Genomic DNA, 26923 nt, shown 5'->3' on the forward strand with positions numbered 1-26923 from the left:
GTCTACTTTCCGCGGTAGATGTGCTCGATGGCGTCGGCGTAGCGACGGTAGACCACATTGCGCTTGACCTTGAGGGTCGGGGTCAGCTCATCGTCCTCCTCGGTGAGGTCGCGGTCGAGGATGTAGAACCGCTTGATGGCCTCGGAGTGGGAGACGGTGGCATTCGCGTTGTTGATGGCGTCCTGGATCTCACCGCGCAGGGCCGGTTCCGTGGCCAACTCCTCAATGGTCCGGGACTCCGGGATGTTGCGGTTGAGCTTCCACCGCTTGAGTGCATCCGGATCCAGGGTCACCAGCAGACCGACGAAAGGCTTGCCGTCGCCGACCACCATTGCCTGGCTGATCAGCGGGTGCGCCCGGATGATGTCCTCCAGTGGTCCGGGTGAGACATTCTTGCCGCCGGCGGTGACGATGAGATCCTTCTTGCGGCCGGTGATCACCAGATGTCCGGAATCCAGCAGTTCACCCAGGTCACCGGTGTTGAACCAACCATCGACGATGGATTCCGCGGTTGCCTTCGGGTTGTTCCAATAACCGCGGAAGAGCATCTGCCCCTTGAGCAGGATCTCCCCCTGGTCATTGATGCGGATGGTCATGCCCGGCAGGGGCTTGCCCACGGTGCCGATCTTCTGGTCCTCGAAATCGATCGCGGCCGCCGCCGCGGTTTCGGTCAGACCATAACCCTCGTAGATCGGGATGCCGATGCCACGGTAGAAGTGCAGCAGATCATGGCTCATCGCGGATCCACCGGTCACCGCGTACTGCACGGAGTTGCCCACGGCCGCACGGATCTTGGCGTAGACGAGACGGTCGAAGACCTTGTGGGCGGCAGCCAGGACCCTGCTCGGCCCCTCCTCGGTGTCCTGGGCCCGGGAGTAGTCGATGGCGGCCTTCTCCGCGCGGGCGAACAGGGCGGCCTTGACCGGCCCACCGTCAGCGGCATTGGTGGCAGCAGAGTTACGGACCTTCTCAAACACACGTGGTACACCGAGGATGAAGTTCGGGCGGGCACGCTGCAGTTCCAGTGCCAGGGTGGAGAAGTCTGACCAGTGGGACTGGGTGGCGCCGCCGATGGTGAACGCCAGGGAGACCGCACGCGCCAGGACGTGTGCCAGTGGCAGGAAGGTGAGCACCCGGGAGCCGGGTACCGCGATCGCGCCGATCGGGTGGGTCAGCAGCGCGCGGACCTCGGCCAGCCAGTTGTGGTGGGTCAGTTCGCAGCCCTTGGGACGCCCGGTGGTTCCGGAGGTGTACACCAGGGAGGCCAGGTCGGCGGAGCGGGTGGCTTCGATGCGTTCCCGGACCAGGTCGTCGGACAGCTCGCGGCCCTCAAACCTGAGGGTGTCCAGTGCGGAGGAGTTGATCTCCAGGATGCGACGCAGCTTGGAGGTGGACCCCTTCAGCGCCGGGGTGCCGTCCTCGGTGAGCACGAGATGTTTCATCAGGTCGGTGTGATCGGGGGTCTCGGTGATGGCCAGGACCGCACCGGAGTCCTCGATGATCCACTGCACCTGGGACAGGGAGGAGGAGCTGTAGATCGGGACACTCACGGCACCGGCTGCCCAGATGGCGTAGTCGAGAACGGACCACTCGTAGCGGGTGTCGGCGAGCAGGGCCACGCGGTCCCCCTGTTCCACGCCGGTGGCGATGATGCCCTTGGCCACGGCGAAGACCTCATTGAGGAATTCCTGCGCAGTGACATTGACCCACTCGAAGTTCGCGGGCCGGGTGAACAGCACACCGTAGGGGCGGGTCTTGACCTGGTCGATGAGGGCGGTCAGGCAGGTTTCGTTCTCCCCGATGGTGTATTCGGCCTCGACGGTGAATTCCCTGGGTTGGGACGCTGAAGTCATTTCGTGTTCTCGCCTTCCGTGTGTTGTCGGTTCACCCCGGATCCAACGGGGCATCGGAGCCCTTGGGGTGTGTGGGCCCCGGCTTCCGCCCGGAGTGTGTTCCCCCGGGCCTATCGGTTCATTAATCCATAGTGTTTCAGTACCGGCTCCGGCCGGGACAACCAGGGTCACCTCGTTGAACGACCGGCACCATATCAATTTGTCACCAAATCTACCTGTTTCTTTTCATCCACCGCGGGACCTGAACAGGAGTTTAGGAAAGTAATGATCATTTCAAAGCAGTTAGCCTGTCGAAAGTGGATTTGAGTGGCATGATGTTAACTTGTGACTGCACGAGGACCTTTACAAGACCTGGCCGGCCTGTACGGCATCTCCACCTCATACACGGATTACAAGGGCGCCGACATTGAGGTCAGTGATGACACGCTGATCAAGGTTCTCCGCGCCCTTGATGTGGATCTGGGTGAGGGTGAGCCGTCGGATGGGACCATCAACGCCGCCATTGAACGTTTCCACGACAGGGAGTTCTCCCGTCCCCTGCCACCGTGTGTGGTGGCGGTGCAGGGTGATGAGGTGGTCTTCCCCGTCCATGTGCACGATGGCGCGCCCGCCGAGGTGCATATTGAGTTCGAATCGGGCGAGCGTCGAGAAGCACACCAGGTGGAGAACTGGACGCCGCCGCGCGAGGTGGACGGCACCACCTGGGGTGAGGCGAGCTTCAAGCTGCCCGCCGACCTGCCGCTCGGCTGGCACCAGCTGCGCCTGACCTCCGGGGAGATGACCGTGACCTGCGGATTGACCATCACCCCGGAACGTCTGTCCACCGCGGACAAGTATCTGGAATCCCCCCGCACCGGTGTCATGGCGCAGATCTACTCCGTGCGTTCCAATCTGTCGTGGAGCATGGGTGATTTCAACGACCTGGGTCACCTCGCCAGTGTGCTGGCCGTCGACGGTGCCGATTTCCTCCTCATCAACCCCCTGCATGCCGCGGAGCCACTGCCGCCCACCGAGGATTCGCCGTACCTGCCCACCACCCGGCGGTTCATCAACCCGATCTACCTCCGCGTGGAGGATGTGCCGGAGTTCAACCAGCTCCCGGTGGAGCTGCGCGACGATGTCGCCGAGCTTGCCGACGAGTTCCGCGAGGAGAACTTCACCCCCGACATCATCGAACGCAACCCCGTCTTCGAGGCCAAGCTGCAGGTGCTGCACGAGATCTTCCGCGTCGAGCGCTCCCCCGGGCGCGAGCAGGCCTTCCGCGATTTCGTGGAGCAGGAGGGTCAGGGCCTGGTTGATTTCGCGTCCTGGTGCGCCGAGCGGGAGATCACCCAGCTGGCCTCCGCGCACCACGCCGAACCGGACCGCGATGAGCTGACCACCTTCTACATGTGGCTGCAGTGGCTGTGCGATGAGCAGCTGGCCGCCGCCCAGAAGCGCGCGGTGGACTCAGGCATGTCGATCGGCATCATGGCCGACCTCGCCGTCGGTGTGCACCCCGGTGGTGCCGATTCCCAGAACCTGGCGCATGTGCTCGCGCCGGACATCTCGGTGGGCGCACCGCCGGACGGTTACAACCAGCAGGGCCAGGACTGGTCCCAGCCACCATGGAATCCGACCAGGCTCGCCGAGGAGGGGTACATCCCGTGGCGTAATCTGCTGCGCACCGTCCTGCGCCACTCCGGTGGCATCCGCGTGGACCACGTCCTGGGTCTGTTCCGTCTGTTTGTCATGCCCCGCATGGAATCACCCGCCACCGGCACCTACCTCAACTTCGACCACGACGCGCTGGTGGGCATCCTGGCCCTGGAGGCCGAGCTTGCCGACGCCGTCGTCATCGGCGAGGACCTGGGCACCTTCGAGCCCTGGGTCCAGGACGTGCTGGCCAGCCGTGGCATCATGGGCACCTCCATCCTGTGGTTCGAGCATTCCCCGACACACGAGGGTCCCCGTCGCCAGGAGGAGTACCGTCCGCTGGCGCTGACCTCGGTGACCACCCATGATCTGCCGCCCACCGCGGGTTACCTCGCCGGCGAACACATCGACCTGCGCGACCGCCTCGGTGTGCTCACCCGCGACCCGGCCATCGAGCACGAGGAGGACCTGCAGTGGCAGGCTGAGATCCTCGATGTGGTCGCCGCCGCCGGTGCCCTGCCCATGCCCGAGGGTGGCACCTACGTGGGCCTCGAACGGTCCGAGCGTGGTGAGCTCGCGGACCTGCTGGCCGGTTTGGAACGCTTCGTGGCCGGCACCCCCTCCGCCCTGACGTGCGTGTCCCTGGTGGACATGGTCGGTGACAAGCGCGCCCAGAACCAGCCCGGCACCACCCGCGACATGTACCCCAACTGGTGCATCCCGCTGTGCGACAACGACGGCACCCCGGTCACCATCGAGGCGCTGCGCGAGCATCCGCTCTACCGCGTCGTCTCGGATGCGGCCAGGCGCGACTAGGAATGTGCTTATCGACGCCCGGGGGTGACCTCCTCCCGGGCGTCTGGCATTGGGGGCAGCGGTGCGTGTGATAGACAATGGTGTCGACTATTTGATCGAACTGAAAAAGTACTGATGAGAAGAAGGCCTGTCTGTCATGCGACTGCTTGGACGCATCCTCAAATCCACGTCCGCCCTGTGGCCCTACTACCTCGGGATCGTGCTGGCCTCCATCGTGGTGGCCGGGTTGTCGCTGGTTTCCCCCTTCATCCTGCGTGAGGCCACCGACACGATCGTCGCGGCCCTCCAGGGCGAGGTCACGGTGGAGTCCGTCACCCAGACCATCCTGGTGCTGGCGGTGGCCCTCTTCGTGGCCGACATCCTCAACACCCTGATGTCGAATGTGGGTGGTTACCTCGGCGACATCATGTCCGAACGGATGCGGCAGATCCTGTCCACCCGCTACTACGCCAAACTGCTGGCGCTGCCGCAGAAGTACTTCGACAACCAGGTCACCGGTACCATCATCGCGCGCCTGGACCGGTCGATCACGGGCATCACCCAGTTCATGAAGGGGTTCTCCAACAACTTCTTCCCCATGATCATCACCATGGTGGCGGTGTTGATCATCACCGCCATCTTCTACTGGCCGCTGACCATCCTGCTGGCCCTGCTGTTCCCCATCTACATGTGGGTGACGGCGCTGACCTCGGTGCGCTGGCAGAAGATGGAACGGGAGAAGAACGCCCAGATCGACCTGGCCAACGGCCGCTTCGCCGAGGTGGTCGGTCAGATGAAGGTGGTCAAGAGTTTCGTCTCGGAGACCCGGGAGCTCGATGACTTCGGCAGCCGCTACGGCAAGGTGGTCACCATTGCCCGCCCCCAGTCCAACTGGTGGCACCGCATGGATTTCCTGCGTGGTGCAGCCCTGAACCTCATCTTCCTGGGCATCTACCTCATGCTCTTCTACCGCACCCTCAACGGCTTCTTCAGCCTGGGTGACATGGTCCTGCTCATCCAGCTGGTCAACATGGCCAAGCAGCCGGTGTTCATGATGAGTTTCATCGTCGATGCCGCGCAGCGCGCCGTCGCCGGTTCCCGTGATTATTTCGATGTGATGAGCGAGCCCGTCGAACCCACCGCGAACAAGGAACTGGTGCGCACGACAGAAACCTCCGACACCCCGGCATTGACGCTGACGGTGCCCGAGCCCCTGCCCCCGGCTGAGCCCGCCCTGAAATTTGAGAACGTCACCTTCGCCTATGAGGAGAACAAACCGGTGATCCGGGATGTCACGATCGAGGCCCGGCACGGCGAACGCATCGCACTGGTCGGTGAATCCGGCGGTGGTAAATCCACACTGGTCAACCTGCTGCTGGGGCTCTATGAACCCAGTGCCGGCCGGATGCTGGTGTGCGGTGAGGATGTGTCGTCCCTGACCACGGAGAAGTTGCGTGCCTCGGTGGGCGTGGTGTTCCAGGATGCCAGCCTGTTCTCCGGTTCGATCGCGGAGAATATCGCCTACGGCCGTCCCGGTGCCAGCCTGGATGAGATCGTGGCGGTGGCGAAGAAAGCAAACGCCCATGAGTTCATCGAGGCCTTCCCCGACGGTTATGACACCGTCATCGGTGAACGTGGCCTGAAGCTGTCCGGTGGGCAGAAACAGCGTGTGGCCGTGGCCCGCGCCATGCTCAAGGACGCCCCCGTGCTGGTGCTGGATGAGGCGACCTCCGCCCTGGATACCAAATCCGAACGCGCCGTCCAGGCAGGCCTGGAACAGCTGATGGCCAACCGCACCACCCTCATGATCGCCCACCGACTGTCCACCATCGCCGATGTGGACACCATCGTGACCATCCGCGACGGTGAGGTTGATGAGATCGGCTCCCCTGCTGAGCTGGCGGTCTCCGGTGGTATCTACGCCGAGCTGCTGCGCCTGACCCAGTCCACCGCCGAGGCCGACCGTGAGCGCCTGCGGTCCTTCGGTTTCACCGGCGATGCACCGGTGGAGGAGACGGACTGACACACCACGGCAGGTAACCGCCCGAGGGTAACAGAACCCGATCCCGGTGTCCCATGTCACATACCCTGCCTATCCTGGGCGCCATGACCAAGCAACTCTTCCAACTGGACCCATCCAGACCCTTCCATCATCAGGATCGCCTGGGCCACAACCGGTGGCATCCGGATATCCCCCCGGTGGAGACCATCCGGCCCGGGGAGACCTTCCGGGTGGACTGTCGCGACTGGTTCGACGGGGCGGTGCGTAACGACGAATCCGCCGAGGACGTCCTCACCGCCCCCTTCCACATCGGCCACCCACTGTCGGGACCGTTCCGCGTGGAGGGTGCCAAACCAGGGGATCTCCTGGTGGTCGATATCGTCGATGTGGCCCCGATGTCCGATGCCTCAGCACCCGGTGACCTGGCGGGGCAGGGCTGGGGATATACCGGTATCTTCGCTCCCTCCCACGGCGGTGGTTTCCTCCACGAGCATTTCCCCGATGCCCATAAGGCGATCTGGGATTTCCGTGATGGACGCGCCACCTCACGCCACATCCCCGGGGTGTCCTTCCAGGGCGCACCGCACCCCGGCGTGATGGGCACGGCCCCCTCGCCGGAGCTGCTGGCGAGGTGGAACAAACGCGAGGCGACTCTGGTGGCTCGGCGTCCGCTGCGGGTGCCACCCTATGCGCTGCCCCCGCTGCCGAAGGGGGCCCTGTTGGGGCAGTTGTCGGATGCGAAGGCGGCCCTGGTGGCCAGCGTGGCCGCACAGACCACCCCGCCGCGGGAGAACGGCGGCAACCAGGACATCAAGGACCTCACCCGCGGCAGCCGGGTCTTTTACCCGGTGTTCGTCGAGGGCGCGAACCTCTCGGTGGGTGACCTGCACTTCTCCCAGGGCGACGGCGAGATCACCCTGTGTGGTGCCATCGAGATGGGCGGTCACATCGACCTACACGTTGGCATCATCCCGGGCGGCATGGACACCTATAACATCACGGAGAACGCCATCTTCGTCCCCGGCGATGAGGCACCCCGCCGCGAGGACTGGATCTCGTTCTCCGGGATCTCCGTCACCGAGGACGACAAGCAGCATTATCTCGACCCCTACCTCGCCTACCAGCGGGCGTGTCTGCATGCGATCGACTACCTGACCGCCTTCGGTTATTCCCGCGAGCAGGCCTTCCTCCTGCTGGGTGCGGCCCCCATCGAGGGGCATCTGTCCAGTGTGGTGGACATCCCCAATGCCTGCGCCACGCTCTATCTCCCCACCGATATCTTCGACTTCGACATCCGACCCAGCACCGACGGCCCACACCAGGTGGTCTCCACCCTGCACCCACCGCGTGCCGACGCCGATCTCCTCCCCGAGGATGATGTCCTGCGGGCCATCCCGAAGAACAAGCGCGCACTGCTGCCCACGGCACGGCGCCTCGGTGGCCAGGCCGCCCGCCCGGCGGGCATGGTCTTCGGGAAGCTGCGCAGCCTGCTCGGACGGTAGGATTGTCTCGCATGAGCGAGATCCAGGGTGTGCTTATCGACGCCCGCGGCCGCTGCGCCCATTACGGTGGTGCCCGCGATGTGGTCGCCAACCGGTGCGCCACCTGCGGTGGCTTCTTCGCCTGCCACCGCTGCCACGATGAACTGACCGATCACCCCTTCGGGCGGATGAGCACCGACGCCCCCGATTCGGTGCTGTGTGGTGCCTGCGGACACGTCATGGGTTACCACGTGTACTCGCAGGCATCGGCGTGCCCGGCCTGTGACCACCTGTTCAACCCGGGATGCTCCCTACACGCCCCGCTGTACTTCGAGGTGTAGCAGCTAGTTCAATCTGCCGGAGAGCTTTGCCAGACGCTCCCGGCTTGGGCCGTCCAGACCGGTGATCTCCACCGTCTTGCCGCGTTCCTGGAACTTCTGGGTGATGGAATCAAGGGTGGCCACCGTGGAGGCATCCCAGATCTCCGCTGCTGACATGTCGATGATGATGTGATCGGCCTCGTCGTTGTAGTCGAACTGGTAGACCAGGTCATTGGAGGAGGCCCAGAACAGCTGGCCGTGCACGCGGTAGGTGCGGATATCAATGGTGCCGTCCTTATCCACATCGAGTGCCTCAACCATCTCGATGGTGACCAGGTGTGCCACCCGACGGGCGAACATGACCATCGCGGTGAGCACACCGAGCACCACCCCGATGGCCAGGTTGTTGGTGGCCAGGGTGGCGATGACGGTCACTGCCATGACGGCGGTCTCGGACAGTGGCATGAACTTCAGGGTGCGCGGGTGCACGGAATGCCAGTCGATGGTGCCGAGGGAGACCAGGACCATGATGGCCACCAGGGCCGCCATCGGGATCAGGCCGACGATGTCGCCGAGGACCACGATGAGGATGAGCAGGAAGACACCGGCGAGCAGCGTGGACAGACGGGTGCGTGCCCCGGATTCGCGGACGTTGATCATGGTCTGGCCGATCATGGCGCAGCCGCCCATGCCACCGAAGAAACCGGAGGCAATGTTCGCGACACCCTGGCCCCAGGATTCCCGGGTCTTGTCTGAATGGGTGTCGGTGATGTCGTCGACAAGCTTGGCGGTCATGAGGGACTCCATGAGGCCGACGATCGCCATACCGAGTGCGTAGGGGCCGATGATCTGCAGCGTCTCCAGCGTGTAGGGCACATCGGGGATGAACAGCGACGGCAGTGAATCCGGCATCTGCCCCATGTCCGAGACATTCGGCACGTTGATCCCGGCCATGATGACCAGGGCGGTCAGCACGACGATGGTGACCAGCGGGGCGGGAATCGCCGTGGTGATCTTGGGGAAGAAGATCATGATGACCAGGCCCAGCACGAACAGCGGGTAGACCAGCCACGGGACGTCGATGAGATGCTCGAGCTGCGCGGTGAAGATGAGGATGCCGAGTGCATTGACGAAACCGAGCATCACCGACCGCGGGATGAACCGCTGCAATTTGGCCACACCGAGTGCGGCGAGCACGATCTGCAGCACACCGGCCAACAGGACCGTGGCGATGAAGTAGTCAATTCCATGCTCACGCGCGACCGGTGCGATCACCAGTGCCACCGCCCCCGTGGCCGCGGTGATCATCGCGGGGCGCCCACCGGTGAAGGCAATGACAATGGCCATGACCACCGAGGCGAACAATCCCATGGAGGGATCCACACCTGCCAGGATGGAGAAGGCGATCGCCTCCGGGATCAGGGCGAGGGAGACGGCAAGCCCTGCCAGCACCTCGATCCGCAGACGCGCCGGCGAGGAGAAGGCGTAACGGAAGGACGCCACCACCCCGTTGGGCGGCAGCGCTTCCGGGGAGGCGGGTGTGGGTCTGGAACCCGCCGTGTTAGTTTCAGTCATGGGTATCCGATCATGAGGACGGGGGAGGGCGCAACGCCCGATGGAGAAATCCAACCCTCTAGTAACTTTAAGGTTGGTGACCGTGAATACCGTAGCGGGAGCCCCTTTGCACGTCAAAGCACCAACCCAGATTTATGGCCAGGGTCACAGTGGAGGAGAACAGTCATGGACGACAACGGCTTGAAGATCGGTGAGGTCACCGAACTCACGGGATTATCCGCCACCACCCTGCGGCACTACGACAGCCACGGACTGATCACCTCCTCCGCCCGCAGCCCCGGAGGCTTCCGCCTCTACAGCCAGGACGACCTCCGCCGGATCCTGCTGGTGCGGCGCATGAAACCACTGGGCTTCACCCTCGACCAGATGCGCGAGTTTCTTGACGCCGCCGAAATCATCCAGAACCCCGATGACATTCCTGCTGCTGAACGGAAACAGGCGGAGGCCACCCTGGCCAACATCCGCGAGGAGGCCCGCAACCGCTATGAGAAGCTCCTCAAGCAACTGGGTTACGCCGAGGAATTCCTCGAGCTGGTCACCGGCCTGGAGTCCTGAGCCCCCTTCGCGACAACTGAAAAAAGGGGCCCGCCTCCCTCACCTGGGAAGGTGGGAGACGAACCCCGGGAGCAGGATGCCGGGTACCTAGAACAGGGACACCAGCCATGCGATAACCACGATGACCAGCAGGAGCACCAGCGCCTGGGTCACACGCGACTGCGGGTACTTGCGCTTACGCTTCGGCAGCTCCTGGTCGCGCTTGCGGAGCTCTTCTGGGTTAGCCATGAGTTTCTCTGGTGTCCTTTAGATAGGTCGGGTTTCGCTGATGATGTGTGTTCCGCCGGGCTTCCTGCGCGGGCCCTGCCCCCGGTGTGGCCTTGGTGTGCTGTCGCCGCTGGTGATACGCACCGTCCAGGCCCAGAGGAAATCCACGGCTGCGAGCAGTGGCACGGCCAGCAGCGCACAGACCAGCACCGCGCCCAGGATCACGATCGGCGACTGGATCCACAGCGGTGCCGTGGTCAGGTGCTGGGAGATCCAGTCGAGGAAGGCGGTCATGGCTTAAAACCATACACCGCCCAAACACCATCCCGGGAGTCTAGATCGCACCTGCCAGGCCACGGCGACGCAGCAGCGGCTGGATGTCCTTTGCCCGGCCGCGCAGGGTCTCGAAGGAACGGGAGTAATCGGCGGCCGCACCGCGGGAGAGCACCAGGTCCCGGAACTTCTGACCGGCCTCGCGGGCGGTGTCCTGCGATGCCTCCTCCCCGGCGGCACCGGTTTCGGTGAACCAGTCGAAACCATCGGCATCCAGGGCCTCAGCCCACAGGTAGGAGTAGTAGCCGGCGGAGTACCCACCGGCGAAGATGTGGTTGAAGTAGGTCGAACGGTAGCGCGGGGCGACATGGTCCACGTCCAGGCCGGCGTGCTGCAGGGCATCCTGTTCGAACTGTTCGATGTCGGTGACCGCGGCGGCCTCCTCCGGGGTCAGGGAGTGCCAGGCCAGATCGATGATGGAGGCGGCCAGGTACTCGGAGGTGGCGAACCCCTGCCCGAACTGGCGGGAGGCCTCAATGGCGGCGAGCATCTCATCGGGGATGACCTCACCTGTTTCATGGTGGCGGGCGTAGTTGCGCACCACCGCCGGGTCGAAGGCCCAGTTCTCGTTGATCTGGGAGGGGAACTCCACATAGTCCCTGGGCACCGAGGTGCCGGAGAAACTCGGGTAGCGCACATCGGAGAGCAGACCGTGGAGCCCGTGACCGAACTCGTGGAACAGGGTGGTCACCTCATCCAGGGACAGCAACGCCTCGCCGGAGGTCGGTTTGGTGATGCCCATGACGTTGACCACCACCGGTTTCGTGCCCAGCAGGTGCGACTGGTCGACGAAGCTGCTCATCCAGGCCCCACCGCGCTTGGAGGGGCGGCCGAAATAGTCGGTGAGCAGCAGGCCGATGCCGGACCCGTCGTGGTCCTTCACCTCCCACACATCCACGCCCTCGGCGTACCCCTGCAGGTCGGGGCGCTTGGTCACGGTGATGCCGTAGAGGCGGTTGGCGGAGTAGAAGACGCCATCTTCCAGCACACGGGACAGGGGGAAATACTTGCGCAGCTCGGCATCATCGAGGGCGTAATCGCGTTCGCGCACCTTCGCCTCCCAGAACGGCCAGTCCGCGGCATCGACCTTCTCCCCCGCGGCCTCCGCCTCCTCGGCTGACAGTTTGTACTCCGCCCGTGCATTGGAGGCGGCGCTGGGTGCCAGATCGTAGAGGAGTCCGCGCACGGCGTCGACATCATCGGCGGTCTCCTCCTCGATGACATAATCGGCATGCGTGGGATAACCCAGCAGCTGGGCACGCTCGGCACGCAGGCGGACGGTTTCCAGGAGCACCTCAGTGTTTGATTCCTGCCCTCGCTTCTGGGAGGCCTCATACAGTTTCGCGCGGGCGTCAGGGGAGGTCAGCACCGCCTGCTCGGCCTGCACGGTGGGCAGCTCCAGGGGAACCACATACCCCTCACGGCCCAGGCTCTCGGCATAGGCTGCGGCCGCCTCCACCCGCGCGGGACTGAATCCCGCGAGCTCGGTGTCCTCGAAGGAAACCGCGAGATCCCGGGTGTCCTTGAGCAGATTTCGGCCGAACTGTTCCGACAGGGCGGAAAGGCGTTGGTTGATCTCCGACAGGCGGGCCTTGCCGGGGGCGTCGAGGGCGGCACCGCGGCGTCGAAAAGCACGCAGGGTGTGGGCCAGCAGGCGCTCGGACTCCTCATCGGCCGGGGCGGTCAGCGACTCCAGTCGCTGGAACAGCGTGGTGTTGTGGTAGATCGCGTCATAGTGCGCCGCCAGCTTCGGGGCGATCTCCTGGGCGATCGCGTCCATCTCATCGGAGGAATCGGTGCCCTGCAGGTTGAAAAACACCGCGGCCACACGGTTGAGCGGCTGGCCTGCACGCTCGAGGGCCTCCACGGTGTTCTCCCAGGTCACAGGCTCCGGGTTGGCGGTAATACCCTCGATCTCCGCCAGGTGCTCAGCGAGGGCGATCTCGAAGGCGGGGAGGAAATCAGCGGTCTCGATCGCGGCGAAATCAGGCAGCTGGTAGGGCAGGGTACTTGCGGTCAGCAGGGCATCAACACTCATAGGGCTTGATCCTAGCTGCGTTGGGGCGAAGAGAGACGATGTGGGCGCACAAGGCGATCAGAGGCGTTGGATATGCCCGGATGACCTCCACCCTTCCCGGGAGTGTTTCAGGGGCTTGAGCGGGATTCTGGGAGGGCACTTTTTTAGGGGCGATTGGGCGGCTCCTGGCGCGGGGTTGGCATTTTCCGACACACACCACGGTGGAGAAGCCACTGTGTCGAAAAAGTCGAACCCGGGTGCCGGGGAACCGCGAAAAACTCGACACAGCCACCCCGAAACACCCGTGCTGTGTCGAAAAAATCGAACCCCACCCCACAGCCGCCCCGCATAAGGCGATCAGAGGCGACCAGACCGGCACCCCGCCCACCCGCGCGGCCAGTTGCTAGGGTTGGACCCATGTCTGTTACGGTCTCCTGCCCCGCCGGCACCATCACCGGTGAACTCGCCACTTTCACAGCACCGGATGGCACCTACAGCATCCCCTATTTCCGTTCCATCCCCTATGCCCGGGCGGGGCATTTCCAGGATGCGCAGCGCCTGGAGCCCCTGCAGATCGACGCGACGGGCACCCATGATGGTCTGCACCTGACGGTGTCCACGCCGGAGGTCAAATTCGGGGCGGATTATCCGGTGATCGTGTTCATCCACGGCGGTGGTTACCACTCGGGCACGCGTTTTGATCCGCGGCATGATCCGTTGTTCTTCACCAGTCGCGGGTTTGTGGTGGTGGAGCTTTCCTACCGCCTGGGGCTGGAGGGGTTTGTGCCCTTCCATGATGATGAGCCGAATCATTACCGGGGCACCGATGACTGCGTGCTGGCCCTGGAGTGGGTGCAGAAGAATATTGAGCATTTCGGGGGTGATCCCACGAATGTGACGCTGATTGGTCAGTCCGCGGGTGGTGGCATGGTGCTGTGGCTGGCCCGGCGCGATCATTACCGCGGTGCGTTCCGCCGGGTGGTGGCGTTGTCGCCGAGCTTCCCGCGCGGGTCTTTTGCCAGGCGTAAGGGAGCTTTACGACGCACCCTCGGCCGCCCCGTCACCCGCGACGCCCTGGCGAAACTCGACCCCCGGCGGCTGGATCGTGCCTATCAGCGTTTCGCGCGTCGTTATTTTCATGACCTGGCGCTCGGCCCCACCGGTTATGACCCCGATGAACTCGCCGACATTGATCTGATCATCACCTCCACCCGGGATGAGATGTACAACCATGCCACGGGCATCTCCCTGGACCGCAGGAGGTTCGGTCCCCGTCTGGCGGCGCGGATGCTGGGGGTCTCGGTTCCGGAGTCCTATATCACCCGGGCGCGGCGCATCGATGACCGTGTGGTGGGACGCATGATCGGTGATTCCATGATCCGTCGTTATGTGGCCCAGACGGAGAAGGGCTGGTGGATTGAATTCCCGGGCAGGCACTGTGATGATCTCGCGGAGATCTTCGTCCGTGACACCGCAGCCCACCGCATCATCGCCTCCTTCGCCCGTGGTGAGACACCACCATGGCCGCAGTACTCGCCGGAGGACAGGGCGGCGTTGTCGCTGGTTCATGGCGAACCGGAGGTGGTGCGCGACCCGTTGAATCTGGTGCGCACCTCGTTCCTGCCGCAGCGGGGAACCACTGTGGAGGGGCTCGGTGGCCGGGTGCTGTAGGTGGGTTGGCGTTCACTTATAGCACAAAATGCAGGGTCGACGAGACGTGGAAAATGTCTCTACCCTTGTGGGTATGACTGACACTACCCCGTTGAGTTCGGACCTGATCCCAGAGAGCACCGCCCGCCCGGTAGTCGATGCCGAGGGCTTCATCATTGAGCATGAGTCGGAGGAGTACCACACTCCCACCCCCGCCCCCGGTGAACAGCCCTGGGAGAAACATGACCGCGAATGGTACAAGGACGCTGTGTTCTATGAGGTGCTGGTGCGTGCCTTCTACGACCCGGACAACACCGGTTCGGGCACCCTGAAGGGTCTGACGGAGAAGCTGGATTACATCCAGTGGCTGGGTGTGGACTGCATCTGGGTGCCGCCCTTCTACGACTCTCCCCTGCGTGATGGTGGGTATGACATCCGGAACTTCCGTGAGATCCTGCCGGAGTTCGGCACGGTGGAGGATTTCGTGGAGCTGGTTGACCAGGCCCACCGCCGTGGTCTGCGTGTGATCACCGACCTGGTGATGAACCACACCTCCGATCAGCATCCGTGGTTCCAGCAGTCCCGGACGGATCCGGATGGCCCCTATGGTGACTTCTACGTCTGGGGGGATGATCCGGAGATGTACAAGGAAGCCCGCATCATCTTCGTCGATACCGAGGAATCCAACTGGACCTACGACCCGGTGCGCAAGCAGTACTACTGGCACCGGTTCTTCTCCCACCAGCCGGACCTGAACTATGACAACCCGGCGGTGCAGGAGGCGATGCTCGATGTGCTGCGGTTCTGGCTGGATCTGGGTCTGGATGGGTTCCGTCTGGATGCCGTGCCCTACCTGTTCGAGCGTGAGGGTACCAACGGTGAGAACCTGCCGGAGACCCACGAGTTTCTCAAGCGGTGCCGTCGGGTGATCGATGAGGAGTACCCGGGCCGCATCGTCCTGGCGGAGGCCAACCAGTGGCCCCATGATGTGGTGGAGTACTTCGGTGAGAAGGAGAAGGGCGATGAGTGCCACATGGCCTTCCACTTCCCGCTCATGCCCCGCATCTTCATGGGTGTGCGCCAGGGGTCCCGCACCCCGGTCAGTGAGATCCTCGAGCACACCCCGGACATCCCCAAGACCGCCCAGTGGGGTATCTTCCTGCGCAACCATGACGAGCTGACCCTCGAGATGGTGTCCGAAGAGGAACGCGCCTACATGTACCAGCAGTTCGCCCCCGAGCCTCGGATGCGCGCGAACGTGGGTATCAGGCGTCGACTAGCAACGCTTGTCGACGGCGACCGCAACCAGCTCGAACTCCTGCACGGGCTGTTGCTGTCCCTCCCGGGTTCCCCCGTGCTGTACTACGGCGATGAGATCGGCATGGGCGACAACATCTGGCTGCCGGACCGTGATGGCGTGCGCACCCCCATGCAGTGGTCCAATGACCGCAACGGGGGTTTCTCCAAGGCAGATCCCGAGCGTCTTTATCTGCCAGCGATCCAGAATGACCGCTTCGGTTATGCCCAGGTCAATGTGGAAACCCAGCTCAAGCAGGAGAACTCCCTGCTGCAGTGGATCCGCAACCAGATCATGATCCGCAAGCAGTACAAGGCCTTCGGCAAGGGCACCTACCGGGAGATCGACTCCACCAACGAGGCGGTGCTGACCTTCCTCCGTGAGTACAAAGGCCAGACCATTCTGTGTGTCAACAACATGTCGAAGCTGCCACAGGCGGTGGCCCTGGATCTCAGCGAGTTCGCCGGCATCACCCCGCGTGAGGTCTCCGGCGGCCAGTACTTCCCCACCATCGGTGAGCGCCAGTGTGTGTTCACCCTGGCACCGCATGGGTTCTTCTGGCTCGATCTCACCGGTGAGGAGGAGGAATGAGCATTGCAGAACACATAGTGAAGGAACGCTTCTACGGTGCAAAATCCCAGACCATCACCGATGTGGATATCGTCCTGGAGAAGAAGTACGGCGAGCACATGCTCGTGCTCGCCCGGGTCAACGATGCCCTGTACCAGCTGTTCGTGGACTCCGAGGGCTGGGACCGGCTCGTTGATCACGTCGACGAGATCCGCGAGGGCCTGGGTGTCTGGCGATCCGAGACCCCCTTCCCTGACGGCCCCTACATGCCGCTGCGTGGGGAGCAGTCCAACACCTCCCTGGTGGCAGGCGATGTGATGGTCAAGTACTTCCGCAAGATCGAACCCGGCCTCAACCCCGATGTGGAACTGCTCAGCCGGATCCCCGACTGCCCACACGTGGCCCCGGTGCTGGGGTACGCCTCCACCGAACTCGATGGTGAGGAACACACCCTGGTGATGACCCAGAAATTCATCCCGGGCATCGACGGCTGGAAACATGCCCTGTCCACCGTGGCCGGTAGCTTCGCCGAGGATGCACGCATGCTGGGTGAGGCCACCGCATCGGTTCACACGGCACTGGCCAGGGAGTTCGGCACCTCCTCCGTACCCGCGGAAACCGTGGTCGGGGGGTTGATCACCCGCCTCGACGGGCTGATCACACAAGCCCCTGAACTGGCTGACTACCGGGAGGCGGCGGTGACGGTGTACCGGGAGCTGCGCGGGGAGATCGATCTCCAGCGCATTCACGGTGACCTGCACCTGGGTCAGACGTTATGCACCGCGGACCGCTATATCCTCATCGATTTCGAGGGTGAACCCGCCCGTCCCCTGGCCGAGCGTAAACTCCCCGACTCTCCCCTGCGCGATGTGGCGGGCATGCTGCGGTCCATCGACTACGCCGCCCACTTCGACGGCACCCACGAGCAGTGGGGCGCCGAGGCCACGGCTGCTTTCCTCGAGGGTTACGGGACGATGGAGTTGGACCAGCAGCTTCTCGATGTCTACCTCCTGGACAAGGCCCTCTATGAGGTGGCCTATGAGATCAACAACCGTCCCGACTGGGTGCATATCCCCCTCGCGGCGGTGAAGCAGGTCCTGGGCTAGAAACCGCTGCCCACAGGACAGCGATGGGCCCGGGGCCGGCGCGTACCTACACCGGCCCCGGGCCCATCTATCGCTTTACGAGCGTCTTTAGACTTTCGGGTCTAGGCTTCCGGGTCAAAGGCCTCAAGGATGGCCTGACGCAGTTCAGGATGGGAAAGCTGGTCCACCATCCAGGGGGAGAAGACGAACGGGGTGGCATCCACCGCATCGAAGACCTTCTGTGGCTCCTCCCAGGCGAACTCCTCCACCTCGTCTGGCAGGGGCTCCACGAATTCCCCCACGGCGAGGCGCACCAGGTGGACCGGGCAGATCTCCCATTCCACGATGCCGGAGGAATCCTCAGCCCGGTAACGGTAATCGTCGAGAACAACCTGAATATCCAGGAAGGACCCGAAGTCCAGGCCGAGCTCGGACACACCACGACGACGGATCGCATCCGCATTCGTCTCATCCGGTGCCGGGTGACCACACATGGAGTTGGTCCACACACCGGGCCAGGTCTTCTTGCTCAGTGCGCGTCGGGTCACCAGCAGTTCGCCCCGGGGGTTGAGGATGTAGCTGGAGAATGCGAAATGCAGCGGGGTGTCAGTAGTGTGAACCGTCGCCTTGGGGGCGGTGCCGATGGCATTGCCCTCTTCGTCGGCGAGCACGACCAGTTCTTCCTCATTTGTCATGCCCACCAGCTTAGCAACCCTGAAGTCAGCGCCTCACCCAATCACCGATGACACCGGGCACGACAGGCCCCCGATCCCCGAGCAGCGCCGCGAGATTGGCGTCCTGTTCCACCGCAGACGTCACCGTTTTCACCTTCCCGGTGTTCTTGGGTTGTGCGCCTCCCGCACCGCCCATGGGCATCATCGGCATCATCGGGCGTGCTGTGCTTTGCGACGCCTTACCCACCCCACCCGTCATCATCCCGGAGGGTGTCTGAGCCCCGGCCGCGGATGCGGGATTACCGGTCTGTGGTGCCAGAGCCTGCCGCATCCCGCCACGGTGGGTGTTGCTTCCCGCAGCACCCACACCGCCGACGCCCGCACCACCCCCTGCGCCCGCCGAGCCCAGCATGGATCCCATCGGTCCCATCGCCGATGCACTCTGGGTACGGGCATTCATCGGATTGAGTCCGGCATTGGAGAACCGCTGCCCGGCGGTGGGACCATGGCGCCCGTTCATCCCCATGAAGGGTGCGGCAGCCATGGCCCCACCGCCGGCAGAAGCGTTCATGCCACCGACACCGGACAGACCGGAGGCGTTGCTCAGCGTGGACCCCGCGCCCGCTACCGACGCGGTGGATGTCTGCAGATCACCGACATCCAGGCCACCGAGGTTGTCTGCCACTGCACCGAAATCACCCGCCCCCACGGAATGTGCCGCTGCTGTGCCACCACCGCCGGCCGCCGAGAACCCCTGAGGGGTCAGACCATGGGTGGTGAACCCGGCACCACTACCCGCGATATCCGACATCCCCAGGGCAAGCCCACCGCCGCTTCCGTCAGCCCCCTTGACGCGCATCAGATTGTCGATACCCGGCACACCCGCCCGGACATCACCCTGAAAAGCAGACTGGAACGACGCCAGGTAGGCGCTTTCCGCCGCGGCACGCTCCGCCGGTTCCTTGATCATGGCTATCGACGCCGCCGCCATGAACACACTCATCTTGTGCCCCATGTAGATCTGATTCAAGGTCCCCACCGACCGCGACATCTCCCGCGCATTCTGGGAAAACACCGACCCGGCTTCAGCAACCTCCGCTATGCGTGCCGATGCCTGCTCAAACACCTCCCCCGCATTACTCGCCAGAAGTTCACCCGCCACGCGATCCAGTGACGCAGACACCTCCGAGATCGTGGACGCCATCGTGGTCCACGAACTCTGTGCCGCCGAAACCGCCCCCGAGTTGGTTCCGGAAAAGTCACTGCACAGCTGATCAAGCGAATTCGGTGCTGTCACCACAGGCGGTGTGAACGAGAAGGAATCGAACCGCGGCGCCGGCCGTTCAGGAAACGACACCGACTCCTCCCCCACGCTCCCACCGATATCCGCAATGTCCATCCCCCGCGCGAAGATCTCATCCTGGCTATTCAGAGCCTCCACCGAGGCCTTGAGCGCATTGCGGAGCCATTGGATCTGTTCCGCATAAGACAGGAGTACGGTACGTGCGGATCCTGCGCCCCCATTAAGCACATTGCCGTGGTTGGCCCCCAACTGGTCTAGGCCAGTGACAGGTGAGTAGCTACTATCAATCGTTTTCAATGCAGCAGATTGAGAACTATTGATAGACGTTCTTGCCAATTCACTCAAGTGGTTCAAAGCGGTTTCAATTGAGCCTTGATCAACTTTAAGTTCCATATTTCCCCCCAGATTGGATTATTAAAGATTCCAGAATTGCGACCGAAACAGAACACAAGAACTCTTGATCAGCGATCTCACCCAGTTCTCGATAATCCACAGAGAAGCGTCCCCATTCAAAATCTAGAGCTGCCGAACAGCCCTGAGCTTCGGTAGGCATTTGGTGAGTGTAAATGCCTTCCACCTCGGACTCCGCCGAATCCACTGGTTCCAATTCGCGCTCCAAGATTTTCCATTTATCCATAGTGTCAGTGGCAATCAAGAAAGAGCCTTCGTAGACATCTGTTCTCTGATGCGCGAAGCCACAGGATTTCACTCGACTCGCGGGATCTTCAGCAGCAATCAAGCGCTTCCCCAACCCCGCCGCTGCGAATTGCTCTTCGGTGAATACTTCGCAGGGGTGAAACTGGCTGGCGAAGATACCGGAATCGGTAGGGGTGGGAGATTCGGCGGGTGAGGTTGCTGCGGCAGGTGCCGGTGATGGGTCGGTGGCTGGTGTGCTGCTCCCCGGGGAACAACCTGTCAGTAGGGCGGCGGCGGCCAGGAGAATCGGGCCGGTTCGGTGCATGGGAAACCCCCAGAGTTTCGTGGTCTGTGAGTGAGTACGGTGAAGGTACTCGTTTACTTAGACTGCGGAACTTGGGGGAAGGTTCCCTCGGGGAGAAAAGTTCTTCTAGAGGTTGTTCAGGTTGCCGTCGAAGATGATGTTGCCGATCTGGAATTGAGCAGCCCACAGGGATCCGTTGGAGGTGTTGTAGGCCCACTGGAGGTTGGTGGTGGCGCCTGCCCCCAGGGGTAGATCGAGGGGGATGTTGTCGTCGCCTTCGATGGGTTCGATCTCCATGAGGTCACCGTCGTAGTCGACAATCTTCAGCACTGGTCGTTCGAATGCGTCGGTGGGGAGGGGAACCTCGTTGAGGTTGGTGACGGCCACGTAGATGATGGAGCCGCCGTTGGTACCATAACCGGTGCCCTGGAAATGGACGCGGATGTTCAAACCGGGGTCTTCGGCAACATCCTCCCCCTCATCCATTAACACAGGATCTACCTGCTGCGGTTCAAAGGAGGGGGTCTCCGAAGTGCTCACGGCAATTGATTCAGTGGGGGTGGCAGCACCCTCCTCACCAGCGCTATCCCCGGAGCAACCTGCCAAAAGTGCAGCTGCTGCAAGCACTGGAATAATCCTCAACTTCACTTCGGGCTCCTTAGAATTCATCGGTACTTTTGGAAAGTTTACTAGCCTAGAGCCTATGCGCTTCCCCGAACTCCACGAATTGCAAAATCGTCGCACCCTCAAATGGACCCGTTATGACGAAGACGTGCTTCCCCTGTGGGTTGCCGAGAGTGATTTCGGTACCTGCCCACCCCTCAAGGAGGCTCTCGCCGACGCCGTCGAGCGTGAAGTCTTCGGTTATCCACCAGACCGCACCGGCCTACCCGAGGCGTTAGTGGGCTTCTATGAACGGCGTTATGGTTTCGCCCCGAATCCTAACCACGTATTCGCCATCCCTGATGTGGTGCGTGGTCTGCAGTTGGCCATCGAGCACTTCACCAAACCGGGTTCCGCCGTCATTGTTCCTATCCCCGCCTACCCGCCCTTCATCGAGCTGCCCAAGGTCACCGGCCGCAAGATCATCTACCTGGATGCCTACAAGTTCGACCTCAATGAGATCGAGGAGGCCTTCGCCGAGGGCGCGGGATCCATTCTCTTCTGTAATCCACACAACCCGCTCGGCACTGTCTTCAGTGAGGAGTTCATCCGTGAACTCACCGACCTGGCGGTGAAATATGAAGCCCGCGTGATCGTCGATGAGATCCATGCACCACTTGTCTTTGAAGGAACCCATGTGGTTGCCGCGGGTGTCTCACCCAATGCCGCGGAGGCATGCATCACCATCACCGCAACCTCGAAGGCATGGAACACTGCCGGGTTGAAATGCGCCCAGATCTTCTTCACCAATAAAAATGATGTGAAGACGTGGAAGAAACTGTCTGGCATCACACGCGATGGCGTGTCCATCCTCGGGTTGATCGCCGCAGAAACGGTCTATAACGAGGGCGAGCCCTTCCTCGATGAGTCCCTGCAATACCTGCGGGAAAACAGGGACTATGCAGCCGCTGAGCTGGAGAAACTAGGTGTCAAGGTTTATGTTCCTGATGCTACCTATCTGATGTGGTTGGACTTCTCAGACACTGAGATTGCAGAGAGCCCTTCTATCATTTTGCGGGAAGAGGGTAAAGTCATGCTGAATGACGGTGCGGCTTTCGGCGATTTCACAAACTGCGCGCGCCTCAATTTTGCATGTTCCCGCGAAACCCTGGAGGAGGGTCTACGCCGTATCGCCAGCGTTCTCTAAATGAAAAAAGCCGTACTTGTTACATCACTGATGTTGTTTTCCATGTTCTTCGGAGCTGGAAACCTCATCTTCCCGCCGATGCTCGGACAGGAATCAGGTACGGCGTACCTTCCTGCAATCATCGGCTTCCTGTCCACGGGTGTTCTGCTGCCGGTGATTGCCATCATCGCGGTGGTGGTCTCCGGTAATGACGCCCGGGACATGGCCTCACGCGCCGGCAAGGTGTTTGGGCTGGCCTTTCCCATCCTGGCATACCTGTCCATCGGCGCGTTCTACGCCCTGCCCCGCACCGGTGCGGTGAGCTATTCCACCGCGGTCGGTGCGGACAGTGTTCTCTACTCGGGCATCTTCAACTTCGTCTTCTTCGGCATCGCTCTGGCACTGTCCTGGAACCCGAACGGGGTGGCCAATAAGCTGGGCAAGTGGCTCACGCCCGCCCTGCTGATCCTGATCCTGCTGCTGGTGGTCCTGTCGCTGTCCATGCTGACCGGTTCTCCCGGTGAGCCACGCGGCGCCTACGCTGAGCAGGCTGTTGGTGCCGGATTGTTTGAGGGCTATATGACGATGGATTCGATTGCCGCCCTGGCATTCGGCATCGTGGTCATCTCCGCCTTCAAATACCAGAAGGTGAAGAAGGTCCGCACCGCAACGGTGTACGCGGCCCTCATCGCAGGTGGCCTGCTGGCTGCGGTCTATCTGGGACTCGGGGCGGTGGGTCGTGTCGCCGGTGGTGACCACGCCGACGGAACCGCCATCCTCAATCATGCAGCCGAGCAGACCATGGGTGGAACCGGCCGGTGGGTGTTCGCCGTCATCGTAGTGCTGGCCTGCCTCACCACGGCAGTGGGTCTGATCACCGCCACCTCGGAGTTCTTCAATTCCCTGTTCCCAGGTATCCGTTATCACGTGTGGGCGGTGGTGTTCTCGCTGATCTCCTTCGCTGTCGCAACTCTGGGGCTGGAGACAGTCCTGTCCATCGCGGCACCGATCATCACGTTCATCTACCCCGCGGCCATCACCTTGGTGGCTCTCACCCTGCTGGAACCACTGTTGTTCCGATTCCGCTACACCTTCCTGCTGGGAATCTGGACCTCAGTGGTGTGGGCGTTCTTCATGAGCGTGCCCGCCCTGGTCCCCTTCATCGAATGGGCACCACTGCACAGCATGCAGCTGGGTTGGGTTGTCCCAGTCGCATTCATGTCCGTTCTGGGTATGGTCGCGGATTGGAATAACCGGACGCGTACACGGGTTGAAGAGAAGGCTGCAGTAAATACCTAGCCTGAGAAGGAACGATTAATGTCTGTGCCACTTTCACTCATCGACTTTGCCACCATTTTTGAGGGTGAACGCCCCGGGGACAGTTTCAAACGTTCCGTCGCCATGGCACAGAAAGCGGAGGCCCTGGGCTTTAAGCGCATCTGGTACGCCGAGCATCACAACATGCCCACCATCTCCTCGTCGGCTCCCGCGGTGCTCATCTCCCACATCGGTGCGCACACCAACACCATCCGCCTGGGCGCGGGTGGTGTCATGCTGCCCAACCACTCCCCCTATGTGATCGCCGAGCAGTTCGGTACCCTCGCGGAGCTCTACCCGGACCGCATTGATCTGGGGTTGGGCCGTGCCCCGGGCACGGATATGAACACCCTGCGCGCTTTGCGACGCGAACCCTCCTCCGCGGAGTACTTCCCGCAGGATGTCGTCGAGCTGCAGTCCTACCTGGCTGGCCGCTCCCGTCTGCCCGGTGTGGAGGCCATCCCCGGCAAGGGCACCAATGTGCCGCTCTACATCCTGGGTTCCTCCCTCTTCGGCGCCCAGCTTGCTGCCCAGCTCGGCATGCCATACTCCTTCGCCTCCCACTTCGCCCCCGCCCACCTGGAGCAGGCGGTGTCCACCTACCGTGAGAACTACCAGCCCTCGGAGCAACACCCGGAGCCGTATGTCATCGCCGCGGTCAACGTGACCGCCGCAGACAGCACCGATGTTGCCCACGAGCACTTCGCCACCGTGGCGCGTGCCCGGGTGCGCAGCATGGCGGCCCGCGGCCGTGCGACCATCACCGATGAGCAGTTGGATGCCATCATGGATTCCCCCTCGGGTCGCCAGATTGTGGACATGCTCCGCTACACCGCCATCGGCACCGGAACGGAGGTCAGGGATTTCCTAGAGGATTTCACACGCACAGCTCAGGCCGATGAGCTCATGATCTCGCTGCAGTCCCCCGGCACCGAGGCGACCTCGCGCAGCATGGAGATTCTCGCGGAGGCATGGTTCCGGGCCTAAACACCCCCCACCAGGACAAATGTACTGTATTCACAGTTTGAATTCAGCATTTTCCCGGAATTTTATCCGTCATCTTCCTGCTTTCCCTTATCCCAGCTAGGGATACCGAAACAGTGGGGTACCGCCCGAGCCTTCCTGAAAATAATCTAAGAGGGCAGTGGTCCAGGGATGTGGCCGTGCAGATAACGCTCTTACCTGCAGATATATACGGGTGTAGTGAAATCGATAATCGGCCAGGGCCGTGAAATAGGGATCTACCATTGAAACAAGCCAGAAAGGCAGGGCACTGCACAGCAATTGCCCTGCCTGGGTATTGATTGCTTGTTCCCTGAGTTCTTCCCTTGTCTCGCGCTGTTTTGCCAGCGCTTTCACAGTAAGGATTCCCCGTGTATCCCCCACCCAACTCCATTCGACAATCCCCCTCATCAACCCTCCGCGCCTCCATCGCCGCGGCTATCACCGCCCTCATCGCCATCGTGGCCCTCATCCTCTCGGGGGCGTCTCCCGCCATGGCCCAGGAGGATGAGGTCTCACCCCCAGCCACCATTGATGTGGTGACACCCAAGGAGCTGGAGGCCTTCGGAGGTCCGGCACCTGAAACCGACACGATGTCCACCTTTGCGGTGGTACAGGCCCGGCCAGCGGCCCCCGCCCTGGTGTCCACCGACGGCTGGGTTCTCGATGAGGTCCCCCGCAATGATGATGGATCATCCGAACTGGTGCCCCTGCCGTTTCCCATCAACTTCTTCGACAATCGGTACTCCGCTCTCTATGTGAACAACAACGGCAATGTCACCTTCAATGAGTCGATGAGCACCTACACGCCCTTCGCGTTGACTGGTGAGACCAACATTCCCATCATCGCCCCGTTCTTCGCCGACATCGACACCCGCGGGGAGAATTCCGCCCTGGTCACCTATGGTGCCAGCCCCGATGGCAAGCAGTTCGTGGTCAACTGGATTGATGTTGGTTTTTACGCCACCCGGAGCGACAAATTGATCTCCGCGCAGCTTGTCCTGACCGAGCGCTCAGGACCTGCCTACCGCGAGGGTGACTTCGACATCACCTTCAACTACGGCTCCATCGAATGGGAAACCGGCGACGCCTCCGGTGGCACCGACGGCTTCGGCGGTAATCCCGTCCGCGTCGGGTACTCACTGGGCACCGGCATCGAAGGCACCTTCTTCGAACTCGCCGGATCCGGTGTGAGTACCGCCCTCACCGATGGTGGGGAACGCGCCCTGTTCACCAACAGCATCGGGTCCCTGAGCACCCCGGGCCGTTACATCTTCCCCATTCGTTCCGAGGGGCCTGATGTCATTGCAGGTAACGTCACGGGTACCGTGAGCGACGATTCGGGTCAGCCCATCGTCGGTGCGATTGTCTCCATCATCGCCCAGGACGGATCCTGGAGTTCCAACACCATCACCGGTCCGAATGGGTCCTATGCCCTCAGTGGCCTGGGCACCGGGCCAGCCACCGTCCGTGTGAGCCCACCGAGCGGTAGCGCCCTGGACGCGCCGGCACGGTCGGTGACCACCGCCATCGGCACCCCACTGACGGTGGACTTCACCCTCAGCGGACCGCGGACCATCCCCGAGGGCACCGTCATTAATCAGGGTGTGGACCAGACATCCGGCATTCCTTCGGTCTATTGGAATGACCCCTTCGAGATCACCCACACCGCAACCCCCGGAGCAACCGTCACCTTCGAGATCGTCCAGGATGGCACTGTTCTGCTCACCGGTGACTTCGCAGAGAGCTCCACACAGCCCGGGCTGTTCACCGCCACGGTCTCCAGCCTCTTGGCCGCGAGCGCGCAGTCGGGCCTGGCACAGGTGGTCATCTACGTCAACGGTGTTCCACTCACCTTTGATATCTACATCGACCCTGCCGGAACTGTGGTGGACCAGAACGGCCGGCCCATCGCTGGGGCCGAGGTGATCATCTACCGTTCCGACAATCCGGATGGCCCCTTCGAGCAGGTCCCCGATGGTAGTGCACTGCTCTCCCCGAGCAACCGCACCAACCCCGACCGCACCGATGCCCAGGGACGTTTCTCCTGGGACACCGTCCCCGGTTACTACCGTGTGAGTGCCTCGGCCCCGGGTTACCTCGCGCAGGATGGCAGCGAACTGGCCTGGACGGATGTCCTGCCCGTCCCGCCGGAGCACCTTGATCTCGTTCTGACCCTGTACTCGACGGATCCCGACCCAGATCCCGACCCAGATCCCGACCCGGATCCCGACCCGGATCCGGACCCGGACCCCACACCCGGGGGTTCCTCCACCGGCAGCTCCGTCCTTGACGGCATCGTGAGCGTGATTTCCGGCATCGGGGGCGTCTTCAAGATCTTCTTCGACTGGATCACCTCTTTCTTCACCGGGTCCAGTAGGTAACCCTCGCCCTTCAGCCCCTTCCCACCACCGTGGTCGCGCGACCACGGTGGTGGCCCTATTTCAGCGATCGCCACCCATACCGACAGCCCCTATTTCACTGATAGGTTTGAAAGTAATAGCACCTCGATGCCCCTCAAGG

At 62.5% G+C, this 26923-nt stretch carries 22 protein-coding genes; 12 read left to right on the top strand and 10 right to left on the bottom strand.

Annotation, left to right across the window (positions count from 1 at the left end; translation table 11 throughout):
• Positions 1-2: 2 nt before the first annotated feature.
• Entirely contained in the window at positions 3-1853 is a 1851-nt protein-coding gene (locus CE_RS10895; RefSeq protein ID WP_006768198.1) for an AMP-dependent synthetase/ligase, read from the bottom strand.
• A gap of 324 nt (positions 1854-2177) precedes the next feature.
• On the opposite strand from CE_RS10895, the gene malQ reads away from it, so the two are divergent.
• The 4 genes from malQ to CE_RS10915 all read left to right on the top strand — a co-directional run bounded on the left by malQ (position 2178) and on the right by CE_RS10915 (position 8107).
• On the top strand, positions 2178-4304 hold the full coding sequence (malQ, locus tag CE_RS10900) for a 4-alpha-glucanotransferase (RefSeq protein ID WP_006768199.1): 2127 nt from the start codon (positions 2178-2180) through the stop codon (positions 4302-4304).
• Between the two features lie 136 nt (positions 4305-4440).
• Positions 4441-6306 carry an ABC transporter ATP-binding protein gene (locus CE_RS10905; RefSeq protein WP_006768200.1) on the top strand — a complete coding sequence of 622 codons (1866 nt, stop codon included), beginning with the start codon at positions 4441-4443 and terminating at the stop codon, positions 6304-6306.
• An 83-nt stretch (positions 6307-6389) separates the two neighbouring features.
• Positions 6390-7787 carry a formamidase gene (fmdA, locus tag CE_RS10910; protein ID WP_011075815.1) on the top strand — a complete coding sequence of 466 codons (1398 nt, stop codon included), beginning with the start codon at positions 6390-6392 and terminating at the stop codon, positions 7785-7787.
• 11 nt (positions 7788-7798) lie between these two features.
• Positions 7799-8107 carry a CHY zinc finger protein gene (locus tag CE_RS10915; RefSeq protein ID WP_006768202.1) on the top strand — a complete coding sequence of 103 codons (309 nt, stop codon included), beginning with the start codon at positions 7799-7801 and terminating at the stop codon, positions 8105-8107.
• A 3-nt stretch (positions 8108-8110) separates the two neighbouring features.
• Here CE_RS10915 and CE_RS10920 read toward each other — a convergent pair whose 3' ends face one another.
• Positions 8111-9661, bottom strand: coding sequence for a SulP family inorganic anion transporter (locus CE_RS10920; RefSeq protein ID WP_006768203.1), 1551 nt, complete (start codon positions 9659-9661; stop codon positions 8111-8113).
• Positions 9662-9826: 165 nt separating this feature from the next.
• On the opposite strand from CE_RS10920, the gene CE_RS10925 reads away from it, so the two are divergent.
• On the top strand, positions 9827-10216 hold the full coding sequence (locus tag CE_RS10925) for a MerR family transcriptional regulator (RefSeq protein ID WP_006768204.1): 390 nt from the start codon (positions 9827-9829) through the stop codon (positions 10214-10216).
• An 87-nt stretch (positions 10217-10303) separates the two neighbouring features.
• Here the strand turns inward: CE_RS10925 and CE_RS15475 are convergent, their stop codons facing one another.
• The 3 genes from CE_RS15475 to CE_RS10940 are packed head-to-tail and all read right to left on the bottom strand — an operon-like array spanning position 10304 to position 12794.
• Positions 10304-10444, bottom strand: a complete 141-nt coding sequence (locus CE_RS15475; RefSeq protein WP_006768205.1) for a hypothetical protein — start codon at positions 10442-10444, stop codon at positions 10304-10306.
• An 18-nt stretch (positions 10445-10462) separates the two neighbouring features.
• On the bottom strand, positions 10463-10717 hold the full coding sequence (locus CE_RS10935; RefSeq protein WP_006768206.1) for a hypothetical protein: 255 nt from the start codon (positions 10715-10717) through the stop codon (positions 10463-10465).
• Positions 10718-10757: 40 nt separating this feature from the next.
• On the bottom strand, positions 10758-12794 hold the full coding sequence (locus tag CE_RS10940; RefSeq protein ID WP_006768207.1) for a M3 family metallopeptidase: 2037 nt from the start codon (positions 12792-12794) through the stop codon (positions 10758-10760).
• 396 nt (positions 12795-13190) lie between these two features.
• Here CE_RS10940 and CE_RS10945 point away from each other — a divergent pair, with 396 nt between their 5' ends.
• From CE_RS10945 to CE_RS10955, 3 genes are all read left to right on the top strand, one after another.
• Complete coding sequence (locus CE_RS10945; RefSeq protein WP_006768208.1) at positions 13191-14444, top strand: alpha/beta fold hydrolase; 1254 nt, start codon at positions 13191-13193, stop codon at positions 14442-14444.
• A 73-nt stretch (positions 14445-14517) separates the two neighbouring features.
• A complete protein-coding gene (gene treS / locus CE_RS10950; protein ID WP_006768209.1) occupies positions 14518-16311 on the top strand; it encodes a maltose alpha-D-glucosyltransferase in 1794 nt (597 codons plus the stop codon).
• A complete protein-coding gene (locus CE_RS10955) occupies positions 16308-17396 on the top strand; it encodes a phosphotransferase (protein WP_006768210.1) in 1089 nt (362 codons plus the stop codon). Before treS ends, CE_RS10955 begins: the two co-directional genes overlap by 4 nt.
• Before the next feature lie 101 nt (positions 17397-17497).
• Here CE_RS10955 and idi read toward each other — a convergent pair whose 3' ends face one another.
• The 4 genes from idi to CE_RS10970 all read right to left on the bottom strand — a co-directional run bounded on the left by idi (position 17498) and on the right by CE_RS10970 (position 20832).
• Complete coding sequence (idi, locus tag CE_RS10960; protein WP_006768211.1) at positions 17498-18070, bottom strand: isopentenyl-diphosphate Delta-isomerase; 573 nt, start codon at positions 18068-18070, stop codon at positions 17498-17500.
• Between the two features lie 25 nt (positions 18071-18095).
• Positions 18096-19253: a hypothetical protein gene (locus CE_RS10965; protein ID WP_231844055.1), complete on the bottom strand. Its 1158-nt coding sequence runs from the start codon at positions 19251-19253 to the stop codon at positions 18096-18098.
• A 481-nt stretch (positions 19254-19734) separates the two neighbouring features.
• Positions 19735-20313 (bottom strand): DUF3558 domain-containing protein, encoded by a 579-nt coding sequence (locus CE_RS14980; protein WP_006768213.1) that lies wholly within the window; start codon positions 20311-20313, stop codon positions 19735-19737.
• A 105-nt stretch (positions 20314-20418) separates the two neighbouring features.
• On the bottom strand, positions 20419-20832 hold the full coding sequence (locus CE_RS10970; protein ID WP_231295031.1) for a hypothetical protein: 414 nt from the start codon (positions 20830-20832) through the stop codon (positions 20419-20421).
• Positions 20833-20995: 163 nt separating this feature from the next.
• Between CE_RS10970 and CE_RS10975 the strand changes: the two genes are divergently transcribed.
• Genes CE_RS10975 through CE_RS10985 form a run of 3 tightly spaced genes read left to right on the top strand, consistent with a single transcriptional unit; the run spans position 20996 to position 24385 of the window.
• Positions 20996-22102 (top strand): MalY/PatB family protein, encoded by a 1107-nt coding sequence (locus CE_RS10975; protein WP_006768215.1) that lies wholly within the window; start codon positions 20996-20998, stop codon positions 22100-22102.
• On the top strand, positions 22103-23380 hold the full coding sequence (brnQ, locus tag CE_RS10980) for a branched-chain amino acid transport system II carrier protein (protein ID WP_006768216.1): 1278 nt from the start codon (positions 22103-22105) through the stop codon (positions 23378-23380).
• An 18-nt stretch (positions 23381-23398) separates the two neighbouring features.
• Positions 23399-24385 carry an LLM class flavin-dependent oxidoreductase gene (locus CE_RS10985; protein ID WP_006768217.1) on the top strand — a complete coding sequence of 329 codons (987 nt, stop codon included), beginning with the start codon at positions 23399-23401 and terminating at the stop codon, positions 24383-24385.
• Between the two features lie 96 nt (positions 24386-24481).
• On the opposite strand, the gene CE_RS15285 is transcribed toward CE_RS10985, so the two are convergent.
• Positions 24482-24757, bottom strand: a complete 276-nt coding sequence (locus tag CE_RS15285; protein ID WP_143758462.1) for a hypothetical protein — start codon at positions 24755-24757, stop codon at positions 24482-24484.
• A 14-nt stretch (positions 24758-24771) separates the two neighbouring features.
• On the opposite strand from CE_RS15285, the gene CE_RS10990 reads away from it, so the two are divergent.
• Positions 24772-26784: a carboxypeptidase regulatory-like domain-containing protein gene (locus CE_RS10990; protein WP_006768218.1), complete on the top strand. Its 2013-nt coding sequence runs from the start codon at positions 24772-24774 to the stop codon at positions 26782-26784.
• The last annotated feature ends 139 nt before the right edge of the window (positions 26785-26923 follow it).

Source organism: Corynebacterium efficiens YS-314, assembly GCF_000011305.1.
Taxonomy (GTDB): domain Bacteria; phylum Actinomycetota; class Actinomycetes; order Mycobacteriales; family Mycobacteriaceae; genus Corynebacterium; species Corynebacterium efficiens.

Bases quoted from the DNA above. Each gene is read 5' to 3' on its own strand.
- idi (WP_006768211.1), bottom strand. From the start codon at position 18,070: ATGACAAATGAGGAAGAACTGGTCGTGCTCGCCGACGAAGAGGGCAAT.
- CE_RS10935 (WP_006768206.1), bottom strand. From the start codon at position 10,717: ATGACCGCCTTCCTCGACTGGATCTCCCAGCACCTGACCACGGCACCG.
- CE_RS10955 (WP_006768210.1), top strand. From the start codon at position 16,308: ATGAGCATTGCAGAACACATAGTGAAGGAACGCTTCTACGGTGCAAAA.
- CE_RS10905 (WP_006768200.1), top strand. From the start codon at position 4,441: ATGCGACTGCTTGGACGCATCCTCAAATCCACGTCCGCCCTGTGGCCC.
- CE_RS10940 (WP_006768207.1), bottom strand. From the start codon at position 12,794: ATGAGTGTTGATGCCCTGCTGACCGCAAGTACCCTGCCCTACCAGCTG.
- CE_RS10925 (WP_006768204.1), top strand. From the start codon at position 9,827: ATGGACGACAACGGCTTGAAGATCGGTGAGGTCACCGAACTCACGGGA.
- CE_RS10895 (WP_006768198.1), bottom strand. From the start codon at position 1,853: ATGACTTCAGCGTCCCAACCCAGGGAATTCACCGTCGAGGCCGAATAC.
- brnQ (WP_006768216.1), top strand. From the start codon at position 22,103: ATGAAAAAAGCCGTACTTGTTACATCACTGATGTTGTTTTCCATGTTC.
- CE_RS10975 (WP_006768215.1), top strand. From the start codon at position 20,996: ATGCGCTTCCCCGAACTCCACGAATTGCAAAATCGTCGCACCCTCAAA.
- CE_RS10945 (WP_006768208.1), top strand. From the start codon at position 13,191: ATGTCTGTTACGGTCTCCTGCCCCGCCGGCACCATCACCGGTGAACTC.
- CE_RS10920 (WP_006768203.1), bottom strand. From the start codon at position 9,661: ATGACTGAAACTAACACGGCGGGTTCCAGACCCACACCCGCCTCCCCG.
- CE_RS14980 (WP_006768213.1), bottom strand. From the start codon at position 20,313: ATGCACCGAACCGGCCCGATTCTCCTGGCCGCCGCCGCCCTACTGACA.
- CE_RS15475 (WP_006768205.1), bottom strand. From the start codon at position 10,444: ATGGCTAACCCAGAAGAGCTCCGCAAGCGCGACCAGGAGCTGCCGAAG.
- CE_RS10965 (WP_231844055.1), bottom strand. From the start codon at position 19,253: ATGGCGTCCACGATCTCGGAGGTGTCTGCGTCACTGGATCGCGTGGCG.
- CE_RS10915 (WP_006768202.1), top strand. From the start codon at position 7,799: ATGAGCGAGATCCAGGGTGTGCTTATCGACGCCCGCGGCCGCTGCGCC.
- treS (WP_006768209.1), top strand. From the start codon at position 14,518: ATGACTGACACTACCCCGTTGAGTTCGGACCTGATCCCAGAGAGCACC.
- CE_RS10985 (WP_006768217.1), top strand. From the start codon at position 23,399: ATGTCTGTGCCACTTTCACTCATCGACTTTGCCACCATTTTTGAGGGT.
- fmdA (WP_011075815.1), top strand. From the start codon at position 6,390: ATGACCAAGCAACTCTTCCAACTGGACCCATCCAGACCCTTCCATCAT.